Annotated in this window: 20 protein-coding genes; all 20 read left to right on the plus strand. The window is 53.2% G+C overall.

Features of this window, described 5'->3' with window-relative positions; genetic code table 11:
• The first annotated feature begins 27 nt into the window (after nt 1-27).
• The gene (locus L9O85_RS09615) at nt 28-417 is read left to right on the plus strand and encodes a hypothetical protein (protein ID WP_050623976.1); all 390 of its coding nucleotides are present in this window, start codon (nt 28-30) and stop codon (nt 415-417) included.
• Nucleotides 418-515: 98 nt separating this feature from the next.
• Nucleotides 516-1265: an SMI1/KNR4 family protein gene (locus L9O85_RS09620; RefSeq protein ID WP_301578529.1), complete on the plus strand. Its 750-nt coding sequence runs from the start codon at nt 516-518 to the stop codon at nt 1263-1265.
• Nucleotides 1266-1297: 32 nt separating this feature from the next.
• A complete protein-coding gene (locus tag L9O85_RS09625; protein WP_256182148.1) occupies nt 1298-1663 on the plus strand; it encodes a hypothetical protein in 366 nt (121 codons plus the stop codon).
• A 66-nt stretch (nt 1664-1729) separates the two neighbouring features.
• On the plus strand, nt 1730-2257 hold the full coding sequence (locus L9O85_RS09630; RefSeq protein ID WP_301578530.1) for an SF0329 family protein: 528 nt from the start codon (nt 1730-1732) through the stop codon (nt 2255-2257).
• Between the two features lie 21 nt (nt 2258-2278).
• The gene (locus L9O85_RS09635) at nt 2279-2593 is read left to right on the plus strand and encodes a hypothetical protein (RefSeq protein ID WP_227145648.1); all 315 of its coding nucleotides are present in this window, start codon (nt 2279-2281) and stop codon (nt 2591-2593) included.
• A gap of 68 nt (nt 2594-2661) precedes the next feature.
• Nucleotides 2662-3021, plus strand: coding sequence for a hypothetical protein (locus L9O85_RS09640; protein ID WP_301578531.1), 360 nt, complete (start codon nt 2662-2664; stop codon nt 3019-3021).
• Nucleotides 3022-3056: 35 nt separating this feature from the next.
• On the plus strand, nt 3057-4265 hold the full coding sequence (locus tag L9O85_RS09645; protein ID WP_301578532.1) for an RtcB family protein: 1209 nt from the start codon (nt 3057-3059) through the stop codon (nt 4263-4265).
• An 18-nt stretch (nt 4266-4283) separates the two neighbouring features.
• Nucleotides 4284-4634, plus strand: a complete 351-nt coding sequence (locus L9O85_RS09650; protein WP_301578533.1) for a hypothetical protein — start codon at nt 4284-4286, stop codon at nt 4632-4634.
• Complete coding sequence (locus L9O85_RS09655; RefSeq protein ID WP_108980925.1) at nt 4625-4930, plus strand: barstar family protein; 306 nt, start codon at nt 4625-4627, stop codon at nt 4928-4930. The genes L9O85_RS09650 and L9O85_RS09655 overlap by 10 nt, the downstream gene beginning before the upstream one ends.
• A 24-nt stretch (nt 4931-4954) precedes the next feature.
• Entirely contained in the window at nt 4955-5734 is a 780-nt protein-coding gene (locus tag L9O85_RS09660; protein ID WP_301578534.1) for a hypothetical protein, read from the plus strand.
• An 11-nt stretch (nt 5735-5745) separates the two neighbouring features.
• The gene (locus L9O85_RS09665) at nt 5746-6459 is read left to right on the plus strand and encodes a YjfB family protein (RefSeq protein WP_050623968.1); all 714 of its coding nucleotides are present in this window, start codon (nt 5746-5748) and stop codon (nt 6457-6459) included.
• 22 nt (nt 6460-6481) lie between these two features.
• Nucleotides 6482-7357 (plus strand): spondin, encoded by an 876-nt coding sequence (locus tag L9O85_RS09670; RefSeq protein ID WP_301578535.1) that lies wholly within the window; start codon nt 6482-6484, stop codon nt 7355-7357.
• A 192-nt stretch (nt 7358-7549) separates the two neighbouring features.
• Nucleotides 7550-8428 carry a DUF4261 domain-containing protein gene (locus tag L9O85_RS09675; protein ID WP_301578536.1) on the plus strand — a complete coding sequence of 293 codons (879 nt, stop codon included), beginning with the start codon at nt 7550-7552 and terminating at the stop codon, nt 8426-8428.
• Nucleotides 8429-8681: 253 nt separating this feature from the next.
• Nucleotides 8682-9521 carry a tocopherol cyclase family protein gene (locus L9O85_RS09680; protein WP_050623965.1) on the plus strand — a complete coding sequence of 280 codons (840 nt, stop codon included), beginning with the start codon at nt 8682-8684 and terminating at the stop codon, nt 9519-9521.
• 196 nt (nt 9522-9717) lie between these two features.
• A complete protein-coding gene (locus tag L9O85_RS09685; RefSeq protein WP_301578537.1) occupies nt 9718-11685 on the plus strand; it encodes a thioredoxin domain-containing protein in 1968 nt (655 codons plus the stop codon).
• Between the two features lie 11 nt (nt 11686-11696).
• On the plus strand, nt 11697-11909 hold the full coding sequence (locus L9O85_RS09690) for a ferritin family protein (protein WP_108980920.1): 213 nt from the start codon (nt 11697-11699) through the stop codon (nt 11907-11909).
• A 604-nt stretch (nt 11910-12513) separates the two neighbouring features.
• Complete coding sequence (locus tag L9O85_RS09695) at nt 12514-13815, plus strand: Na+/H+ antiporter NhaC family protein (protein ID WP_256182131.1); 1302 nt, start codon at nt 12514-12516, stop codon at nt 13813-13815.
• 171 nt (nt 13816-13986) lie between these two features.
• The gene (locus L9O85_RS09700; protein WP_276758209.1) at nt 13987-16140 is read left to right on the plus strand and encodes a helix-turn-helix domain-containing protein; all 2154 of its coding nucleotides are present in this window, start codon (nt 13987-13989) and stop codon (nt 16138-16140) included.
• Nucleotides 16141-16158: 18 nt separating this feature from the next.
• Nucleotides 16159-17178 (plus strand): TRAP transporter substrate-binding protein, encoded by a 1020-nt coding sequence (locus L9O85_RS09705; RefSeq protein WP_276758212.1) that lies wholly within the window; start codon nt 16159-16161, stop codon nt 17176-17178.
• 434 nt (nt 17179-17612) lie between these two features.
• Complete coding sequence (locus L9O85_RS09710) at nt 17613-19193, plus strand: hypothetical protein (protein WP_301578538.1); 1581 nt, start codon at nt 17613-17615, stop codon at nt 19191-19193.
• Nucleotides 19194-19277: the final 84 nt, after the last annotated feature.

The raw sequence follows: 19277 nt of genomic DNA on the forward strand, positions 1-19277 counted from the left end.
TTTCCTGTAAAAAATGGAGGGGGCACAATGAACTTTAACGAAGCAATGCAAATGCTTGGAAACAAGTTGCAAGGAAAGTACGGGCATTTAGGCTTTAAGTATAAAAAATCCGACAAAACACTTACGAGGCACAGTAAAAATTTCACATATATGATTGCGTTTTCCTCATTTGGCGGGAACACAAAGGATAGCATAAGCATAGAGGTTTGCTATATAATCAACACCCGTCCATACGACCCTTATGGTTACGCCAAACCGGACATCAACACACAACCACTGTTTTGCAGTTTAAGAGACAATGAAATATATCTTGATATAGGAAATGAAGAAAAAATTGACAATACCTTTGAGATTGTTTGTCAGTGGATGGATAAATTACTGATTCCAAAAATGAATGAGCTTTGTGCTTCCGAGTAATGTGGACGAGGATTTTATTCATTACACTTATATCAATGATGATGGCGAAGCCATAGAATCACAAGTATCGTGACAGCTGAGAAAGAGAGTATGTACCTATGAACAAAGAATCATTGACAGTAAAACTCTTGGACCTGGCCGAGGGGCGGGAAACGCCCGAAACCTGGCGGAGCTGGTGGGACAAGCATGAGTCCGAACTGGAAACCCTGCTCAATCGCGGTGAATTTCTGAAACTGAAACCTTGCCGGCATGACTTTCAGTGGGTCCCGGTGCTTACCAGCCAAAAGGGAGCCATCGCCATTCTGGAAAAGAGCGGCACAGCATTTAAGACCAGTGATCTCTACCAGGAGCGGTATCTGGCGGAGCTGGATGCGTTCTGCGAGGAGCAGAAGCGAGAGCAGCGGAAAAAGCAAACGGAATTCAAGGCCAGTCACCCGGAGTGGTTTCATCGTTACCCCAAGTTCTCCAAGGCATTGGCAAAGGTGCTTAACCTCTTTGATGAGATCAAGCCCGCCGCCACAGAGGAGCAAATCGCAGGACGAGAAAGGGTGCTGGATTTCACGCTTCCGGCCCAGGTGCGGGAGTTCTTCCTGCTGACCGCAGGCATCAATGTATCCACAGGTGTAATCGTTGAACTCTCTGGAACATTTCATCTGACCATCCATGGAGAGCGGTATTGTGTGCTGGGCGAGTTCTGGAAAGAAGCGGACGGCGACCAGCTTCTGCTCCGCCCCGGAGAGGAAACCATCTGGTACTACGCCCATGAGCAGGATAAGGTAAAGCGCCTCTGCAATGATATGACGGAACTGCTGGAGAAGAAATTGGCGAGGTATCTCAATGAGCAATAAAAACAGCGCAGCGGTTGGGGGCTGAACCGTAAATGAGTGAAGGAAAAATGACATTAGAAGAAATGTTCTGTGATCTGTACGATAAATATGGTAAAGATTTTAACTGGTATATGATCCCCTTCACACAGGCGGACGGGGCATTTGTTGCTGAACTAAACAAAGAAATAGGACAAGACCACTTCTTATACGGAAAAAAAATCCAGGCGGTTGCGAAGTGTGAATCCAATGATGATGTGTTATATGTTGTCAGAAACGGAATAGGAAGAGACATTTACTATCTGTTCCATTTGACTTACTCAGCACATAATGTGGACGGATTTCCCCGGTATGAGGAGTTTGCAGATATATTTGCAGTAAAAGAATTTATAGAACGATCATATATCGAGGATTATATGTAATCTTCAAATTTCAATTTATTAGGAATCAACCTTACCCACAGCGGCATCAGAAAGGAGGCGGCTATCATGTCAACTTGGAGCGGAATCCGGAACAAATTGGAGAATGACTACCTGTGCCCGGCGCTCCGGGGCCACATCCAGTATTTTGCCGCCAGTTACAGCAAAAGCGCCGACCATGAGGGCCGGGCAGCCATTCGAGTGGACGGTGTGGAAGTGCTGCGGAGCAACTACTACACCTATTTTGAGAATGTGTGGACGAAATTTCATCACTTGCGGTCCACCACGCTGAAAGATTACGACCGTGCAAAAGGGGCCATCGACCGCGCTCATGCTTATGCGCTGGATCAGGGCTCCTTTGACCAAAAGGTGTTCTATGAGGCGTTTGGGATCTTTGACAACCAGAGCATCGAGAAAAGCCTCGTCAGCGAGAATCCCCTTGTCCGCATCTTTGCCCTTCTGGACCGAAGGCTGGGAAAGCGCCGCCTGCTGGCTTTGGAGGAATCCATGGAGCAGGAGCTGGACTGGGTGCGGGCCTTCTATGTGATCCGGTTGCAGGCCGAAGGATTGATGGAAGGCAAAAAGCACTTACAATAAGCTACATATCTGGAGAAAAACATGAAAGTCTTTAGAAAAAAGAAGCGTAAAATTATTATAGATGGTCACGCTTTTTCCTGGATTGTCAATGAGACTGCTACCCATGTAAAAGTCAGATGTTATAGTTTGAAATCAACATACATCGAGGTGATTTTTAATTGGGGAATTGCTACATGGGCTATTAACTTCTATCAACCTTCTGTTGTATCAACAATGATACAATATGCAATAAAATTAGGATGGAAATATCAATTAAAAAATCAAATTATTGTGGTGCCTGCTAATGAAAGCGAACAATGGGCGAAAGACGCTGGTATTATCATTGATTGTAATTAGTTAATCCAACACCCTAATTTTGTTCGACTTATTAGTAATAATGTGAATAACAATCAGGAGGAATCACCATGTCACAGATCGCATCCTTTTATCTTCTCAAAGACGGCCAGCGGCAGGAACTGTCCAACGGCGACTGCTCCGGCGCGGTCTATATGGCCATCTGGGACTGGTGTGAGAGCGAGCTGGATCTGGATGTCCGTTTTCCTGCTCCCCAGACGGAGGATACCCTGGACTGCGCTCTGCTGGAGGGAGAGCTGGCGTCTAAACTGCTGGCAGCTCTGCGGGAGCAGAACCTTCCGGAGCTGGCCGCTGAAATTGCCCCAGACTGGGATCTGCCCACCGAGGCGGTGCAAAGCGGACTGGAAACGCTGCGCTCCCATCTGGAACTGGTGCAGGGCGACGCTGCCCTGCTGTATGAGATGACTTGACGGGGCCATACCCCATAGAATATTGCGAGGAAATTATGATCGAAATGAAAGGAAAATACAATGAGGCCAAGATCTTCACCGATGTGGTGGACAGCGCCTCCATCGCACAGGTTCAGGAACTGTGCAACCAAGAATTTACGGTGGGCAGCCGTATCCGGCTCATGCCCGACATCCACGCCGGGGCGGGCTGTACCATCGGCACCACCATGACCATCACCGACAAGGTGGTGCCCAATCTGGTGGGTGTGGACATCGGGTGCGGCATGGAGACCACTCGTATCCGGGAGAGACGGCTGGAGCTTCAAAAGCTGGACAAGCTGATCTATGAGAAAATCCCCTCCGGCTTCTCCATCCGGGATAAGGCCCACCGCTACCTCAATGAGATCGACCTGAGCGAACTGTGCTGCGCCCGCCATGTGGATCTCCTCCGGGCAGAAAAAAGCATCGGCACCCTGGGCGGCGGAAACCACTTCATCGAGGTGGACAAGGACGATGAGGGAAACCTCTACATTGTGGTCCACTCCGGCAGCCGTCATCTGGGCGTAGAGGTGGCCAGCTACTATCAGGAGGCAGGCTATAAGGTGCTCAACCGCACCGACGATGCCTCTCTCCAGGCCCTGGTGGCCCAGATGAAGGCGGAGGGCCGGGAGAAGGAGATCCAGAAAGAGCTGAAGAAGCTGAAAAACCTCAAGCAGACCAGTATCCCCAAGGCCCTGGCCTATGTGTCCGGGGAACTGTTTGAGCAGTATATCCACGACATGAAGATCGTCCAGCACTTCGCCATGCTCAACCGGCAGGCCATGATGGATGAGATCGTCAAAGGCATGAAGCTCCATGTGGAGGAGCAGTTTACCACTATCCATAACTACATCGACACCGACGCCATGATCCTGCGGAAAGGGGCTGTGTCCGCCAAAGAGGGCGAGCAGCTGCTCATCCCCATCAATATGCGGGACGGGAGCCTGCTCTGCGTGGGCAAGGGTAACGAGGATTGGAACTGCTCCGCCCCCCACGGTGCCGGGCGGCTCATGAGCCGGGCGGACGCCAAACAGTCTTTCACGGTGTCTGAATTCAAAAAGCAGATGGCAGAAGTCTACACCACCTCGGTGAGCAAGGCCACCCTGGACGAGTGCCCCATGGCCTACAAGGGGATGCAGGACATTCTGGACAATATCGGCCCCACAGCGGATGTGGTAAAGGTCATCCGCCCCATCTACAACTTCAAGGCCGGGGACGAGGAGTAAGAAACGGAGCAGAATACCATGGTGAGAGATGGACTTGTGTTCAAAGATGAGGATGGTCAGGTCATATTCAATCAGCACAGCTTCTGCGAACTGGTGAAACACCTGCTGGTGGAGCTGGTGGGGATCTCCTATGAGGAAGCCTCCCAGATAGTGGAACGCTCACCGCTGGCAGAGCCAGTGGCCGATGCCATTGGAGTGGCGATATTCAGCCATGACCTGCCTTATTACTGGGCTATGTTTTTCTACTATGGGAACGGTTATTGGCAAAAGGGTATTCCAGCGCAGCCAGAGGATATGGATGCCTATGAAGCCTTGGAAAATAAGATCATGGAGAAATATGACTTAAAGGAGCCGTTTATATGGACATGAGAGAGGTGTTCACCATCGACGGCCGCCGCTTTTCCAACATGGCCGGTTTTTATGACGAGGTGGAGCGGGTATTTACCTTCGGTTTGGACTGGAAGATTGGTCGGAACCTGGACGCCTTCAATGACATTCTCCGGGGCGGTTTTGGGCGGCATGAGTATGGCCAGCCCATCCGCATCAAGTGGCTGGCCTATGAAAAAAGCGTCCGCGATCTCGGAAAAGAGACTATGGACACCATTGTGGAAATCATTTTGGATACGGACCATTCCGGGCACGACTGTACTCTGGAACGACTTTGACAAAACAGAAAAGGAGAAAAACTTATGGGACTTGACATTTACGCCGGGACGCTGACCCGGTACTATTCTCACAACTGGAAAACCGTCGTCCAGCAGTGGGCGGAGGAAAACGGATACACCTTTAACCGGATCACGCCGGATGGAGAAGCTGCTGATAACGAGGAAGAAATGTCCCCAGCTGAAATCCAGGCGGCGGTGGAGAACTGGCGGGATCAGATCTTGAGCGCCATTTCTCAGCCGGGCCAGCTCCCCTGCACTCCCTGGCCTGAAGATAATGAGAAACCCTACTACACCGACAAGCCCGATTGGGACGCCTTCGGCGCTATGCTGCTGGTGGCCGCCTGCCATACGTACGATGAGCCGGTGCCCCCCACCGTGGAGAAGGACTGGAACTTTGGGGAGCATCCTCTGGTCGCCCGCCTTGCATCAGATGAGGAGCGGGTGTGGTCCCTGTTCCGGGGGACCACTTGGTGGCTCCCGCTGGAAGCCCCCCTCCTATTCAAGGCTCCCCTGCCCACCGACGATCCGGCTTTGATTGCCACTTTGGGCGGACTGCGGAAGGAGCTGGAGAAACTGAACCAGCTGGCGTGGCAGGCCGATGAGGACACCATCCTTGATTGGGCAGACACGGAGGGATACCCGGTAGACGGGACCGTGGGCCCGAATGGACAGTACAGCAAGGCGGACATCCCGGAGCACACCCAGTATGATACGGAATCTCTTGCCAAGTTCGCCTTCTCCATGTTCTGGCGGGCTATGCGGTTTGCCGAGGAACAGCAGGTGCCCATTTTACTGGATTACTAAGGAGGAAGTGTATGGGATACGATGTGAGTTTTCACCCGATTTCGCCGGAAGAAATGCAGAAATGGTATTTTACCCCACTTACCTGGGTCCAGCAGGGGCAGGAGGAAAAGGTGCTGGCCCTTGCCGCACAGCATGGGATAGAGGATTTCTATGCGGAAAAATATCTGGATACCCTGCGGGTCGGGGCAGGGACAGCACCAGACGAGCTGTTTGATAAGAGCCATGGCTTTTACATTGCGGTGATCCAGGGCTTTTTCCGGGATTACTATTACACCCGGGGGAGCGCATTTTCCTTTCTGGTGGAGGAGAAGCCGGAATATGCCCGGTATTTCACCCCGTGGGCACAGGTGGCGCCAGCAGCCTTTCCCAATCCGGCAAAAAATCAGATTGTTGAAAACTACTGTGCCGGTGTGTACCTGTCTCCGAAGCAGGTGGTACAGCTTCTCCGGGATCTGGAGCAGGACCCAAAGGTGCTGGAGGATCTGGAGGGACTTTGGAGCAACGGACAGCTTGCTGTGCTGAAAAAGGCCCTCACTGCCGCGGCGGAGCTTGGTGCCGGCCTGCTGGAAGCCACTGAGGTGGTGGAGCCCAATCCCATCCACCCCAATGGGAGTACCAGCTATTCCAACCTGTACCACTGCGACCGGGACGGAGTGTATCTCTACATAGACACGGTTAGCGGTCAATTAGCAGATGCGATCAGGAACAGCGAGGCACAGACATAAGCAGTGGGGGAGGGGGATAGCTATGGGACAAAAACGCCCGGCGGACATCTTTGCGGAGGCTCTGGACTACCTATGGAACGGCCTGGGCCTGGAGAAAAAGGGCTGGAAACGGCTGAAAAAGGGCGACTTCAAAAAGAAAATGAAAAACGGGCTGACCTATCAGATCTGGTTTGAGCGGAGCCGCTACAACTACATAGACTACGAAATCGGCCATGGAAATGTGGAGGTAGGTTTCAGCTGTATCATTAAGCAGGGAGATGACTACCTCTACTCTTTCAGAATAGAATCGACAACAGGCGGTTCGTTCTTTCGGATGCTCACAGAAGATCTGCTGCTGAACACCGGGCTGCTGGACACCTTCCTGCCCCTGATTAAAGCCCACTACCTCGACTTTATCGACCGCTTTGAGGCGGACCCGGCAGAGGCGCTCCAGCCGGTCTGCACCCCTTTTACCCAGCCGGAGGACTACAGCTGGTGCATCTATGTGCGGGAGCAGATGGTGGAACGGTACGGAACGGCGGAACAGCTGGCGGAGTACCGCCGTCAGGCGGAATTGCGCGGAACGCCAGAACACAAGGCAAAGAACTGGATGGGTTCGATGTTGTTCCACCTCTCCCATACCAATGATGTGGATCACGCCTGGGCCTCAAGCCGCACCAGGGAGGAACTGGATCGGGTGGTGGAACCCTTTGTGCAGGCCAAGCGGCAGACAGGACAGTGGACGCAGGAGGATGAGGCGGGCTATCAGCTCTACCGGCAGGAGACAGACCCGGAGAAGCGCACCTTTCGGGTATGGTATCTCATCGCCAACCCCCGGGGCCTGCCGAAAGAGTTTGTCCAGAAAGAACTGGAGTTCCGGTGGAAGCTGTTCGCTAACAGACCGAAAGAACGAAAATGAAGGAAATGAACGGTATAATTATTCTGATTTGCGGTTTTCTGCTTCTCATGGCCATAAAACTGCTGATAGAGCGTAATTTTATTGGACTGATTCTGTTTTGCGTGGCTCTTTTTTTAGTTTTTGGAGTAACTCCACACACAAAGCAGTGATTGTCCATTGCCGCATGATCTACTGCTATAAGGAGGAAATCGAATGAGCAATCAAGTGTTCCAGCAGAACCTGGATGACAAAAAAGGCCCCCAGCCCGGCGGCCCCTATCTCATTCAGATGCTGTTCAAAGAGCCGGTGGATATGCCGGACAAGGATGAGATGACCGCTGTGATGGAAAAGCACATCGGCGCCGTAGAGTGTTTCTGCCGTGATAAAAAGATGGCCGGCTTTGCCGCCCTGGGTCATATCGCGGAATTTCAGGATGGCAAATGCCCGGTGCAGCTGATGGTGATGAAATGCGACAAGTTCAAGGGCAAAGGCTTTGACGCCTTCCTGATGAGCCAGATGTGGGACTGTCAGGAGGACCGCGATCGGATCTTCCGGGAGTGTCGGTATCAGGTGGTAGCCACCGATATGCTGGCGGCGGCGCTTCCGGCTCTGGAGCGGGCCAACCTGGATGCCGACTTTCTGGCGGCTCTGGCGGAGCTGTATCCCACCTGTGAGGCGTTCTATTTCCAGAACTGCGGCAAACTGTTTCTGGCGGAGGATGTGCGCTCCCACCAGATCGAGGGGCCGGACCGTTTCATTCGCTTTGGGGTCAATGTCCGTTTCTTCAACATTGAGGGCACCGAAGATATGCTCATCGACACGGTGGGCATGAGCACCCTGTTCCTGCCGGACCTCCAGTACCACTTCCACGGAATGGACCCCAACTGGGTGGTGAACCATGCCTACAATGCGGCTTCCTACATTCTGGAGCATGACAACTCCATTCAGGACGGGGAAACCATAGACGGCATAGAGGACGGCCAGCTGAGCCGTCAGATCCAGTGGACGTGCCGGTATGAGGATGCCCTGATCCAGCCGCCCAGAGGGGTGCTGGACATACACATGGGCAAGTATGCTTCCGGAAAACGCTGATCAGATCCAAAACCGCCGGCAGAAGTGAAAGGCAGCTCTCTTCCGTGTGCATATCATGCATGAGAGGTAGGAGCTGCCTTGAAAATCCATTATCCATTCGAAAATAGGCCGCCGCCGTACGCTTATGACGCGTTGGGACCGTATATACATGAAAAGAGGATGCACCTGCGTTTCGTTGAGAAGCAAATAAAGATCGTCTTATATCCCGCTCATATGGGCATACTTAGTCCATTCCTCAAAGGAGGGCTGTAACATGCGTATGTCGGGACAAAAAGGTTTTGAGGGCTGGTATTTTAAGCATCAAAAAGGGGATGACATGGTAGCATTCATTCCCGGCCGGGCAGTGAGCGGCGATTTTATCCAACTGATCTCTCGAGAAGGTGCCCGACAATTTCAGGTGTCGGATCTGACCGTCTGTAACGGTATGATACAGGCGGACCGATGTTGGTTTTCGAGCCAGGGCTGCCATATTGAGCTGCCCGGCATCAGCGGTGAGATCGTGTACGGACCGCTTGCGCCGCTCTGTTCCGATATCATGGGGCCATTCCGTTTTTTCCCCATGGAGTGCCGGCACGGCGTTCTCAGCATGGCCCACACACTCCAAGGCAGCGTCCGAATGGATGGATATGTGCATAGCTTCGAAGGTGGTCTCGGCTATGTAGAGAAGGACAGCGGAACCTCTTTTCCCCGCTCCTACCTGTGGATGCAGTGCAATGATTTCCCGAGCGCATGTTCTATCATGATCTCGATCGCCCATATCCCCTTTTGCGGAAGTTCCTTCCGCGGATGCATCTGCGCGATCGTGTACCAAGGCAGGGAGTATCGTTTGGCAACCTACAAAGGCGTCAAAGTTCAAGCATTTACCCCGGAACATATCTGTCTGTCTCAAGGCAGCCTCCTGCTGGAGTTGGATATAACATCCCCACATACGGGCCACCCTCTTCGTGCGCCACAGTGCGGAAAGATGTCCAGCACCATTCGGGAAAGCTGTAATGTGCATTTGCAGGCAAGGCTGTGGGAAAGAGGAAAAGCAATATTTTCCCTTCAAAGCGACCATGCCGCCTATGAATTTGTACCAAATCATGGGACGTAAAAGAAAAGACATACTTTTCTCCTTTTAGACCACACTATCATCAGAATCATCATGGGGAGAAGTATATGAGATCACTACGGGAGCAAACTCGGAATCAGCCTAATTTTCAATCTTAGGAAAGAGATCGGAGCACAAAGTAGTGAGCATCGGCAGCGGTGGCCCCGCAATGGGGGATCTGAAAAACTGAGGTGAGGATTTGAGCAATCATCTGAAATATCAGACAAGCCCATACCTTCTCCAGCATGCGGAAAACCCGGTAGACTGGTACCCCTGGGGCGAGGAAGCTTTTTGCAAAGCAAGAGCAGAGGATAAACCCATCTTTTTGAGCATTGGCTACAGCACCTGCCACTGGTGCCATGTAATGGCCCGTGAAAGCTTTGAGGATCTTGAAATCGCTGATATCTTAAACAAGTACTACGTGTCGGTCAAAGTAGATAAAGAAGAGCGCCCCGACATTGACAGCATTTATATGGCAGTCTGTCAGGCTTTCACCGGGAGGGGCGGCTGGCCTGTCAGCATCTTTATGACCGCAGAGCAGAAACCATTCTTCGCTGGGACCTATTTTCCTAAGACTGCCCGATACGGGGCCGTAGGACTCAAAGAACTGCTGCTCATTATTCAGCAGAAATGGAAGAACGAGCGGGACGCCCTTCTTCGCTCCGCAAACAAAATCACGGAGGCTCTCCATCAGCATCGTACTCCTGCGTCACAAGCAGATAAAACTTTACCGTACACTGCCCTGCAATGGTATCAGCAGAACTTTGATGCGTCATTTGGCGGTTTCGGCGGCGCACCGAAATTTCCAGCCCCCCACAATCTTCTGTTTCTGATGCAGCAATACGAAAAGCACGGGAACAGCCGCGCCTTAAACATGGCGGAAACAACCCTGCAAAAGATGTATGCAGGCGGACTGTTTGATCATATTGGATACGGATTTTGCCGATATTCCACAGACCGGTATTATCTTGTTCCGCATTTTGAGAAGATGCTCTATGATAACGCTCTGCTGATCCTCGCCTACTGCAAAGCCTATGATCTCACGGAGCAGTCATTTTATCTGGGAGTTGCGGAAAAGACAGCCTCTTATATTCTCAATGAAATGACCTCTCCCAGCGGCGGCTTTTACAGCGCCCAGGATGCGGACAGCGATGGCGAGGAGGGAAAATACTATGTATTCACTCCGCAGGAGATCATCGAGCTCCTGGGGCAAGCCGACGGCTCCGCCTTTTGCGAACGGTTCGGTATTACAAAAGCGGGGAACTTTGAGGGTAAGAGCATTCCCAATCTTCTCCACACAAAAAATTTGACAGATGCGCGTTTTGACCCTTTTCTGCCCACATTGCGGGAATACAGGCGGAGGCGCACCCGCCTGCATACAGATGACAAGGTTTTGACGGCATGGAATTCCCTTATGATCGCGGCGCTGTGCCGGCTGTACCGGTGCAGTCGGAATCCCAGATATCTGGACGCCGCAAAAAGGGCGCAAGGTTTTCTTGAGAACAGCCTGTGCGATCAGGATACGCTTTATGTAAGCATTCGGGGCGGCAAACTGGGAGCGCGCGGTTTTCTGGATGATTATGCAAGCTATATTTTTGCTCTGCTTTCTCTGTATGATGCCACACTGGAACGCACCTTTCTTCGCCGGGCGGTACAGCTCATCAGAGAAGCTATCGCCCAGTATCACGATTCGCTCCATGGCGGCTTTTATCTCAGCGGCACAGAGAACGAAGCGCTGCTTTTTCACCCGAAAGAGTGCTATGACGGGGCGATCCCCAGTGGAAACTCCCTCCTAGCATATGTGCTTGTACGTGTGAATGCATTGCTGCCGGATCAGGGTATGGAGAACATTCTGAACAAACAGCTTGCCTATATGTCAGGAGAAGCGGAACGATATCCTGCCGGATATTCCATGTTTTTAATGGCTCTGTCAGATTTTTGGGAGCCGCCGCTTTTGATCACCGCAGTCCCGAACGGAGAGCACTTGAACGACCTTCCATTTGTGCTGCCATCTGATGCCATAGTCAAGGTTTTGGAACATCCATCGGAAGAATATAAGCTGTTGAACGAAGAAACCACGTTCTATGTGTGCCGGAATCACTCCTGTCTGCCACCGATGAACAAACGGCAGCTAATGACAGAGATACAAAAACAATATCAAACTTAGGAGGTATTTCTATGGATACCAAAAATGGTTTTACCATTACTAACCGGGATCATGTGCTCAGGGCCTGGCAAAATTCAACTGAACTTGTACGGGACTATCAGGCCTATGCCCATGAACTCGAGGAGGATAACTCGGCGCTTGCCAAACTGTTTTCCGAGTTTGCGGAAGATGAAGCGGAACATGCCGCAAAACTGCTTGATCTTCTGCGCAGATATGAAAAATAGGCATTTGGAAACTGTATAAATGGAGAACCCCATTGATAACCCGACTTCGGAGTTACAAATGGGGTTCTCCTCATAAATATGATTTTTATAAGGTTCAAAGCTCTTTATGTATGAGCCGCTTCCGTCTCTGCGATAAACTGCACATGGCCGGCATAGTACAAAAGATAGGTCCCGTCTTTGTGGTCATCATGATATCCTCACATCTGGCAAAGCTCCAATCGCCGCCGCTGTCTACCTGAGCCTTCGTCAGCGGCTCCTCCTACAGCCTGATGAAAACATCAGGCCGCCTCTTCGATACGCATCCAGACAGCTCGATGATCTTCCGGTCCTCCATAGCCCGCTCTCTTTCCGGCCCTGAGCCTGTAAACGTACCTTTCACCTGATAAGCACGATCTCTGTCCCCCGCATATTGCGGACCATTTCGAATTTTATCGCACGTACCGGAAAACACAGCGCCATGCCGCGGGGCGGGGACTTCGTTCCCGTCCTTGTACTTTTCCTCCATTTCGTTTATAATAGCCGTACCCACGCTCAATGGACGATTTTCCCATTGGGACCAGTAGGTCCTCCCCTCCTTTTGTCATTCTTCAACCCGAGGTGCGTCATGGAGCTCCTTGTCTTCTCTCTGTTCGCAGCGGCGCTGCTGGTGTGCGTCATCTTCCATATCTCCCTCCTGTTCGCCCTGCTGCTGGGATATGTCATTTTTGCCCTGTACGCCATCCGAAAGGGCTTTTCTCTTCCGGAGGTGCTGGGTATGTCCGCTCAGGGGGTCCGGGCCGCTAAAAATATCCTGACCACCTTCGTCCTCATCGGCATCCTCACCTCTCTCTGGCGGGCGGGGGGCACCATCCCGGCCATTGTGTGCTATTCCGTCCGGGTAATGGAGCCCCGTCTGTTCCTGGTGTGCTCCTTTCTGCTCAACTGCCTAGTCTCCTTCCTCACTGGCACTGCTTTCGGCTCGGCGGCCACCATGGGCGCCGTCTGCATGACCATGGCCGCCGCCCTGGGGGCCGACCCGTTGATGACCGGTGGTGCCATCCTGTCCGGGGTCTACTTTGGAGACCGGTGTTCCCCCGTCTCCACCAGCGCCCTGCTGGTGGCCGACCTCACCGGGACCGACCTGTTTGGGAACATCCGGCAGATGCTGCGGACCTGCCTGGTCCCCTTCGCCCTCGCCGCCGGGCTGTATCTGCTCTTCGGCCTGTCTTCCCCCGCCGCCGGTCAGGCGGCGGACATCGCCCCCCTCTTCGCCCTGGAGTTCCGTCTGGGTCCCCTCCCCCTCATCCCGGCGGCTCTGATTTTGGTGCTCTCCGCCCTGCGGGTGCGGGTGAAGGCGGCCATGCTGGCCAGCATCGCCGCTGCCGCGGTGCTCTGCCTCGCCTATCAGGGCGCCGCCCCCCTGACCCTTTTGAAGGACGCCGTCCTGGGTTTCTCCGCCCAAAGCCCGGAGCTGGCCACCATGATCGACGGGGGCGGCATTGTCTCCATGCTCCAGGTGGGGGCCATCGTCTGCCTCTCCTCCTCCTACTCCGGCATTTTCCAGAGGACCGGGCTGCTGGAGCCCATCCGGAGACGCATCGAGGCGTGGGGTGCGGTCCTGTCCCCCTACGCCGCAGTGCTGGTCACCTCCGTCCTCGCCAGCGCCATCGCCTGCAACCAGACTCTGTCCATCATGCTCACCCACCAGCTGTGCGGCGGTCTGGAGAAAAGCCGGGAAAAGCTGGCCATCTATCTGGAAAACAGCGCCGTGGTGGTGGCCCCCCTCATCCCCTGGTCCATTGCCGGGGGTGTCCCCCTGGCCTCCGCCGGGGCCCCCGCCGCCTCCCTGCTGACGGCATTCTTCCTCTTTCTGCTCCCCCTCTGGCAGCTGGTCACCGCAGGCCGGGGCAGGCGCGCTACAGTGTAGTCCTACCTAACTTTTAAAAAACATAGCAGGTGCATGGGCGTCCACTGGACGCCTATGCACTTTTCGGCTCTTCCCCATCTCCATATCTCCATTCTGCATGAAGGAGGGCTGACGGCTGCCTTTATATGTGGTATCTTATTATTAACAAACTTTTAGAAGGGGGGCTGTCTGATGAAGCTGTTTCAAAATCTGAGATCAAAAAGGATGTTCTACCGCATTCTTTTTCTGCTGCTCTCCATGGTCTGCGTCATGTTCCTGATTTCTTTTCTTTTTATAGGCTCCTATATCTCCAGGAGCTATGAGCGCCAGGCCCAGGAAAGTGCCAGGCAACTGCTTGGCACCGCCAGCGAGTATGTGGATCTGGCTGTTCTGGATCTGGGCCGCGCTATGCAGCAGCTCCTCTGGAACACGGATATCACAGGGGCCATTTTGGTTCCGGACGAGGTCTCTTATGCCAGAAAGGTGGAAATCGTCAAAGCCCTGTCTACCTTTCAGCAGGACTACCCTCTGGTGGACCGGGCCTATCTGCTTACCTACTCTAATCAGGCCCTTTACGACGCTTCCGGGACCATTCTCCCTATCAAGGATGCTCCTCAGCGTGCCTTTCTTGCCGAGTTCAACTCCCACATCCAGCCTCGCGTCGTAGGAGACGAAACCTTTTCCACAGTTGTGCTCACCTTAGACGGTAAGGTAGCCCTGCTCCAGGATTTTCCTACTCCTGAAAAAAACGGCGCCCTTCTGGTGGAAATCCATGAGGATGTCCTGCTTCATTTCCTGGAGCAGTCCCTGGGAGATACCGGTGTTTATATGGAAATTTTGGACCCATCGGGTGCTCCCATCTTCTCCGTCGGCAGCTACTCTCCCTCGGAGACCCAGGCGGAAACCTTTACAGGACATGCTGGCTGGAGCTTTCAGCTCTGGCAGGACCCGTCTCAGACCAAGCTCTCCCCTCTTGATCTGCTCCAGCTGATCGGGATCTGGTTGCTAATCTTTGGTGCGGTCAGCCTGGCTGCTGCCGTTGCCATCACCTTGAGCATCTACCGTCCTATCCGCATCCTCCGCTCCGCCGTAGAGACTGTGGAGCATGGCGGAGGAGAAAACGAGCTCGAGGTAGTTCGCCGGGTCTATGAGGACACCCTCCGCCAAAAGGTCTCCCTCTCCCAGGAGGTGGCTGAAATGGCCCCCATTGTCCGAGAGCGGCTGTACAAAAATCTTCTTCGCGGTAAGGAACTCCCGGAAACCTATCTACTGGACCGGCTGGCCTATCTGCACAGCCCATTCCAGCCGGACGGCATCTTTGCAGTATTGGCTGGAGCAGTGGATGACAGCTATGATGGAAACCCGGATGAGCTGATGGGGGACCTGTACCGCAGGCTCTCCCAGGAGCTTCAGCCATCCGTCTCCTGTCAGCCATACAGCTGTGAGTACCTGCTGATGGACGATTATTCCCTGGTACTGATCCTCGCATTTCCCCATTCCGCCTCCGCCGCCCAGATTAAGGCGGCAGAATTGGAGCAGAGCAAAATCGTACAGGAATACGCCAGACAGAATCATGTAGAGAATCTGTTCACCCTGGGCAGGGGCAAGCCCTGCCGCGGCATCACCAATCTGCACTACTCCTATGTCGAAGCATTGGAAAGTCTGAATTATCAGCATTACCACGGCTCGGGCGCGGAGGAGGAACAGGACCAGCAGAGCGGTTGCCGCCAGTGCGTGGAACTGGCCAAAAGCGGAGATATTGACGGTGCAAAGCGGGCTTTTGACGTTTTGCTCCAGGAGGCAGCCCATGCCGCGGCCGGCTCCCTCTCTCCGCTGGAAAATTGCAGCGCTATGCTGGACTGCATGGTAGAGGCCCTTCTCAATCTTCATGTGCCCGAGGAGAAGCTGGCTCTCTTTGAATCCTACTACCGTCGGGCAGAGCATCAGACCGGCTCGGAACTCTTCGTCCTGGCCTCCCGGGTTGGGACCGAGGGTCTGTCTCTCCTAGCCTACTATGGTCAGAAAAACCGGAATCGCTATGTGGCTCAGGCTCAGAAGTATATTCAAGAGCGATGCGTAGACAGCCATTTGTCTCTGGAGATGGTGGCTGACAGCGTTGGCATTACACCTGCTTATCTAAGCCGCCTGTTTTATGAGCTGAGTGAAGTAAACTTTGTAAATTATGTAAATGAATGCCGGGTACAGCGGGCCAAGCTCCTTCTGCGGCAGAGTAAAATTCCGGTACAGGAGGTTGGATTCCGTTGCGGCTTCAACTCCCTTCAAAATTTTAACCGGGTCTTTAAGCGGCACACTGGCACCACCCCCGGTGCATACCGAAAGCAGTAAAAAATGGGAGGAATCGGAATGACTAAGGCCTTTTTGAATGGTGCAGCGGCACTTCTGCTTTTCCTCTCAGGTTGTGCCCCTGCTTCCCTGCCTCCGGCTCAGTCCCAGCACGCCGCTTCCGATCTGATTCAGGAACAGTCTGTCCCTTATCAGTTTGGGGTCGGCTATTCCGGAAGCGGATATACTCAATCCTTTGAGGAGTGGCGGGATCTGGTTTTGGAGGACACCCACGGTAATGTAGAGCTGGTGCTCTACGGAGAAAATGTATTAGGTGAGGGAGAAAATATGGTAAAGGCCGCCCAGCGCGGCACCCTCTCCATTGCAGCTTCCAGCACTTCCGTATGTACCTCCATTATTCCGGAGGCTGCTATTCTGGATATCCCTGCCTGCTTTACAGCGTATATCCAGCCATTTCGAGTATATGACGGGAAATTCTTTGATGCCCTCAACCATGCTTACCGAGAGCAAGGCCTGGAGCTGCTCTATCTGCGTACAGGTGAGCCCTGGATCATCTCCAGCACAGCACCCATTACCTCGTTAGAGCAGTTGAGAGGACTGCGGCTCCGCACCAGCGGCAGCTTCTATCACAATCAACTCTATGATGCTCTGGGGGTACAGCGGATCGAGAATGTTGGGCTGAGTGGTCTGGAATATATTTTGGAGGAAAATGGAATTGACGCCATTGAGACTACTTACACTATCCTGCGCTCTCAGAATCTTCTGCAGCTCCAGCCCTATGCCCTGCGTGGTCCCCTGTTCGTCATGAGCAGCGCCATCGTGATGAATTACGACGCCTTCCATACCCTTCCCAGCGATTATCAGGAGGTGCTGAAGTCCCGTCTGAGCCAAATTCTCAATCAGCGGCAGGCCGAGGTCAGCACCCAGCAGACCAGCGAGCTCCAAATTCACGATTTAACTCCTAAGGATCAGGAAACCCTTCAACAGTTGGCCGAGCCCCTTTTGGAAGAGATCCTCGGCTCCGTGGACCAGTCTTTGGTTCAGGCGTTGCTTCTGGAGAATGGGGTCTCCTCACAATGACAGACTCCCGCTTTTTCTTCCCGCTGGACGGGCCCGCATATAAAGCATGTGCGGGCCCATTCTTTCTGTATTCGCTTTTCTTTCCGGGAGAACAAATTTTGCAAAGGGAAACATATCTTAAAAAGAGAGAAAAATTTTACCCCTGTTTGAAAATCCTTGTCTGGAAAAAGGGAGACAGCTCCTTTACCCTAAATTCAGGAGCTGTATCTGGCCGGGTACTCTTTCCCATCCGTCAAAGCACAAATCCCAATGCTTCCAAACAAGGAGAGATATATGGAATGGAAAAACTAAAAAAACTTGACCGACGAATCTGGGTCATTCTTCTGTCTCTGGTTCTTTTTATCGGAGGCTTCAGCACAGCCAGTTACTCAGAGATCTCAGGCGGCACAGTAAAAGTGGACCGTATTGACTTCGTTACTGATGAGGGATACCGGATGAGCGCCAAATTGTATGTGCCCCAGACCGCCACGGAGGATTCCCCAGCCCCCGGCATTCTGGCTCTGCCCGGCGGAAATGCCAGTCTGGAGAATATGAGTTCCGTAGCCATCGAGCTCTCTCGCCGCGGCTATGTCGTTATGGCGGTAGATCCCTATACCATCGGCCGCTCTGAAATTGTCAACACCCCCGATGTGGGGTCCCGCGCAGCTATGGATTACCTCATGTCCATGAAGTTTGTGGACCCGCACTGCATTGGCGCCATGGGGCACTCCGCCGGGACCGGTCGTGCCAAGTGGGCTGTGACCACCGACCCAGACTGCACTGTGGTCCGTGAGGGAGTAAAGGCTGTGTTCTATCTGGCTGCCGGAAACTTCAATCTGGAGGGCATCAATATGGGCGTCTTTATCGGCAGTTGGGATAACACCTATGGACAGGGCAAGATTTCTGCCCGTGACATTGCCACTGCCGAGCCCTTCACAGAACAGATGGGGGCCAGCCCCATTGAGTTGGGGACCTGGTATGACATGGGAGACGGCACCTCCCGCATCCTGTACACCGGAAATTCCGGACATCCTACCGCCCTTCTGCTGAAGGAACCCATTCTGGACATGGTAGATTTCTTCGAGCAGGCCCTGGCTCCCGCTCCCATCCCCGCTGAAGGCATCAGTTACGCCGCCAAGGAAATCGGGACCGCCATTGGCATCATCGCTGTTCTGATCATGATGTTCCCCGTCCTCTCTCTTTTGCTGGATACCAGCTTTTTCTCCAGCATCATCCGTCCCATGCCCGCCCCGGTCTCGGGAGTCAACGCTCCCTTCCTGTTCTATCTGATTATGCCCGCCATTATCAACACTTTGATCTGCCAGTGGGCCATCTATAACGGCCAGATGTTCCTAGGTAACTTTAAGTCTGTCCTCCGCATCAACAACACCAACGGCTTTGTGTTCTGGTTCGGGTGCAGTGCTCTGCTCACTGTCACCATTCTGGCCATTCGCTTCAAATGGGACGGCACCATCAATAAGGAACGCATCCTGACTCACGCAAAAACTTCCTGGCCCAACTTCTTCAAAGCCCTGCTTCTGGGCCTGATCGCAGTTGGCACCGTCTATGTCATGACTTACGCTGCCGAGGTGTTCTGGGGCCTGTCTCCCCGCATCTGGAAGGTACAGATCAATGTCCTCAACAATACCCGCTGGGGGCTTTTTCTGACCTACTTCCCCCTGTATCTGCTGTTCTTCGGCGTCTTTAACTTCAGCCAGACCATCGGCCTGAAGATCAAAGGACAGTCGGAGGCCGGATTTACTCGTCTGGTTTGGTTGACCAGCACCATCCCCGCTGCACTTTTCCTAATCTACGCCTATGGAAAGCTCTGGATGACTGGCTACACTGCCATCACCAATGTGCAGATGTCCCGAGCCAACTCCACCTTGCTCAACTGTATCCTGACTTATTTCATCACGTGCAAGGTGACTACCTTCTGCTACAAAAAGACCGGCAGCTATCACACCGGTGCAGTCATCAACGCCATCATCATGACCTGGACCGCGGTGGCCACGGATCTGATCACGGCCCTGTAAGCCCTGGTTTTCCTGTCAGAAATCTCACATCTGATATGTCCCGGCCCCCGGCGTGCCCTGCGGCACGCCGGGGGCCACTTGCGT

The organism is Lawsonibacter asaccharolyticus, from assembly GCF_022453915.1.
In the GTDB taxonomy this organism is placed as follows: domain Bacteria; phylum Bacillota; class Clostridia; order Oscillospirales; family Oscillospiraceae; genus Lawsonibacter; species Lawsonibacter asaccharolyticus.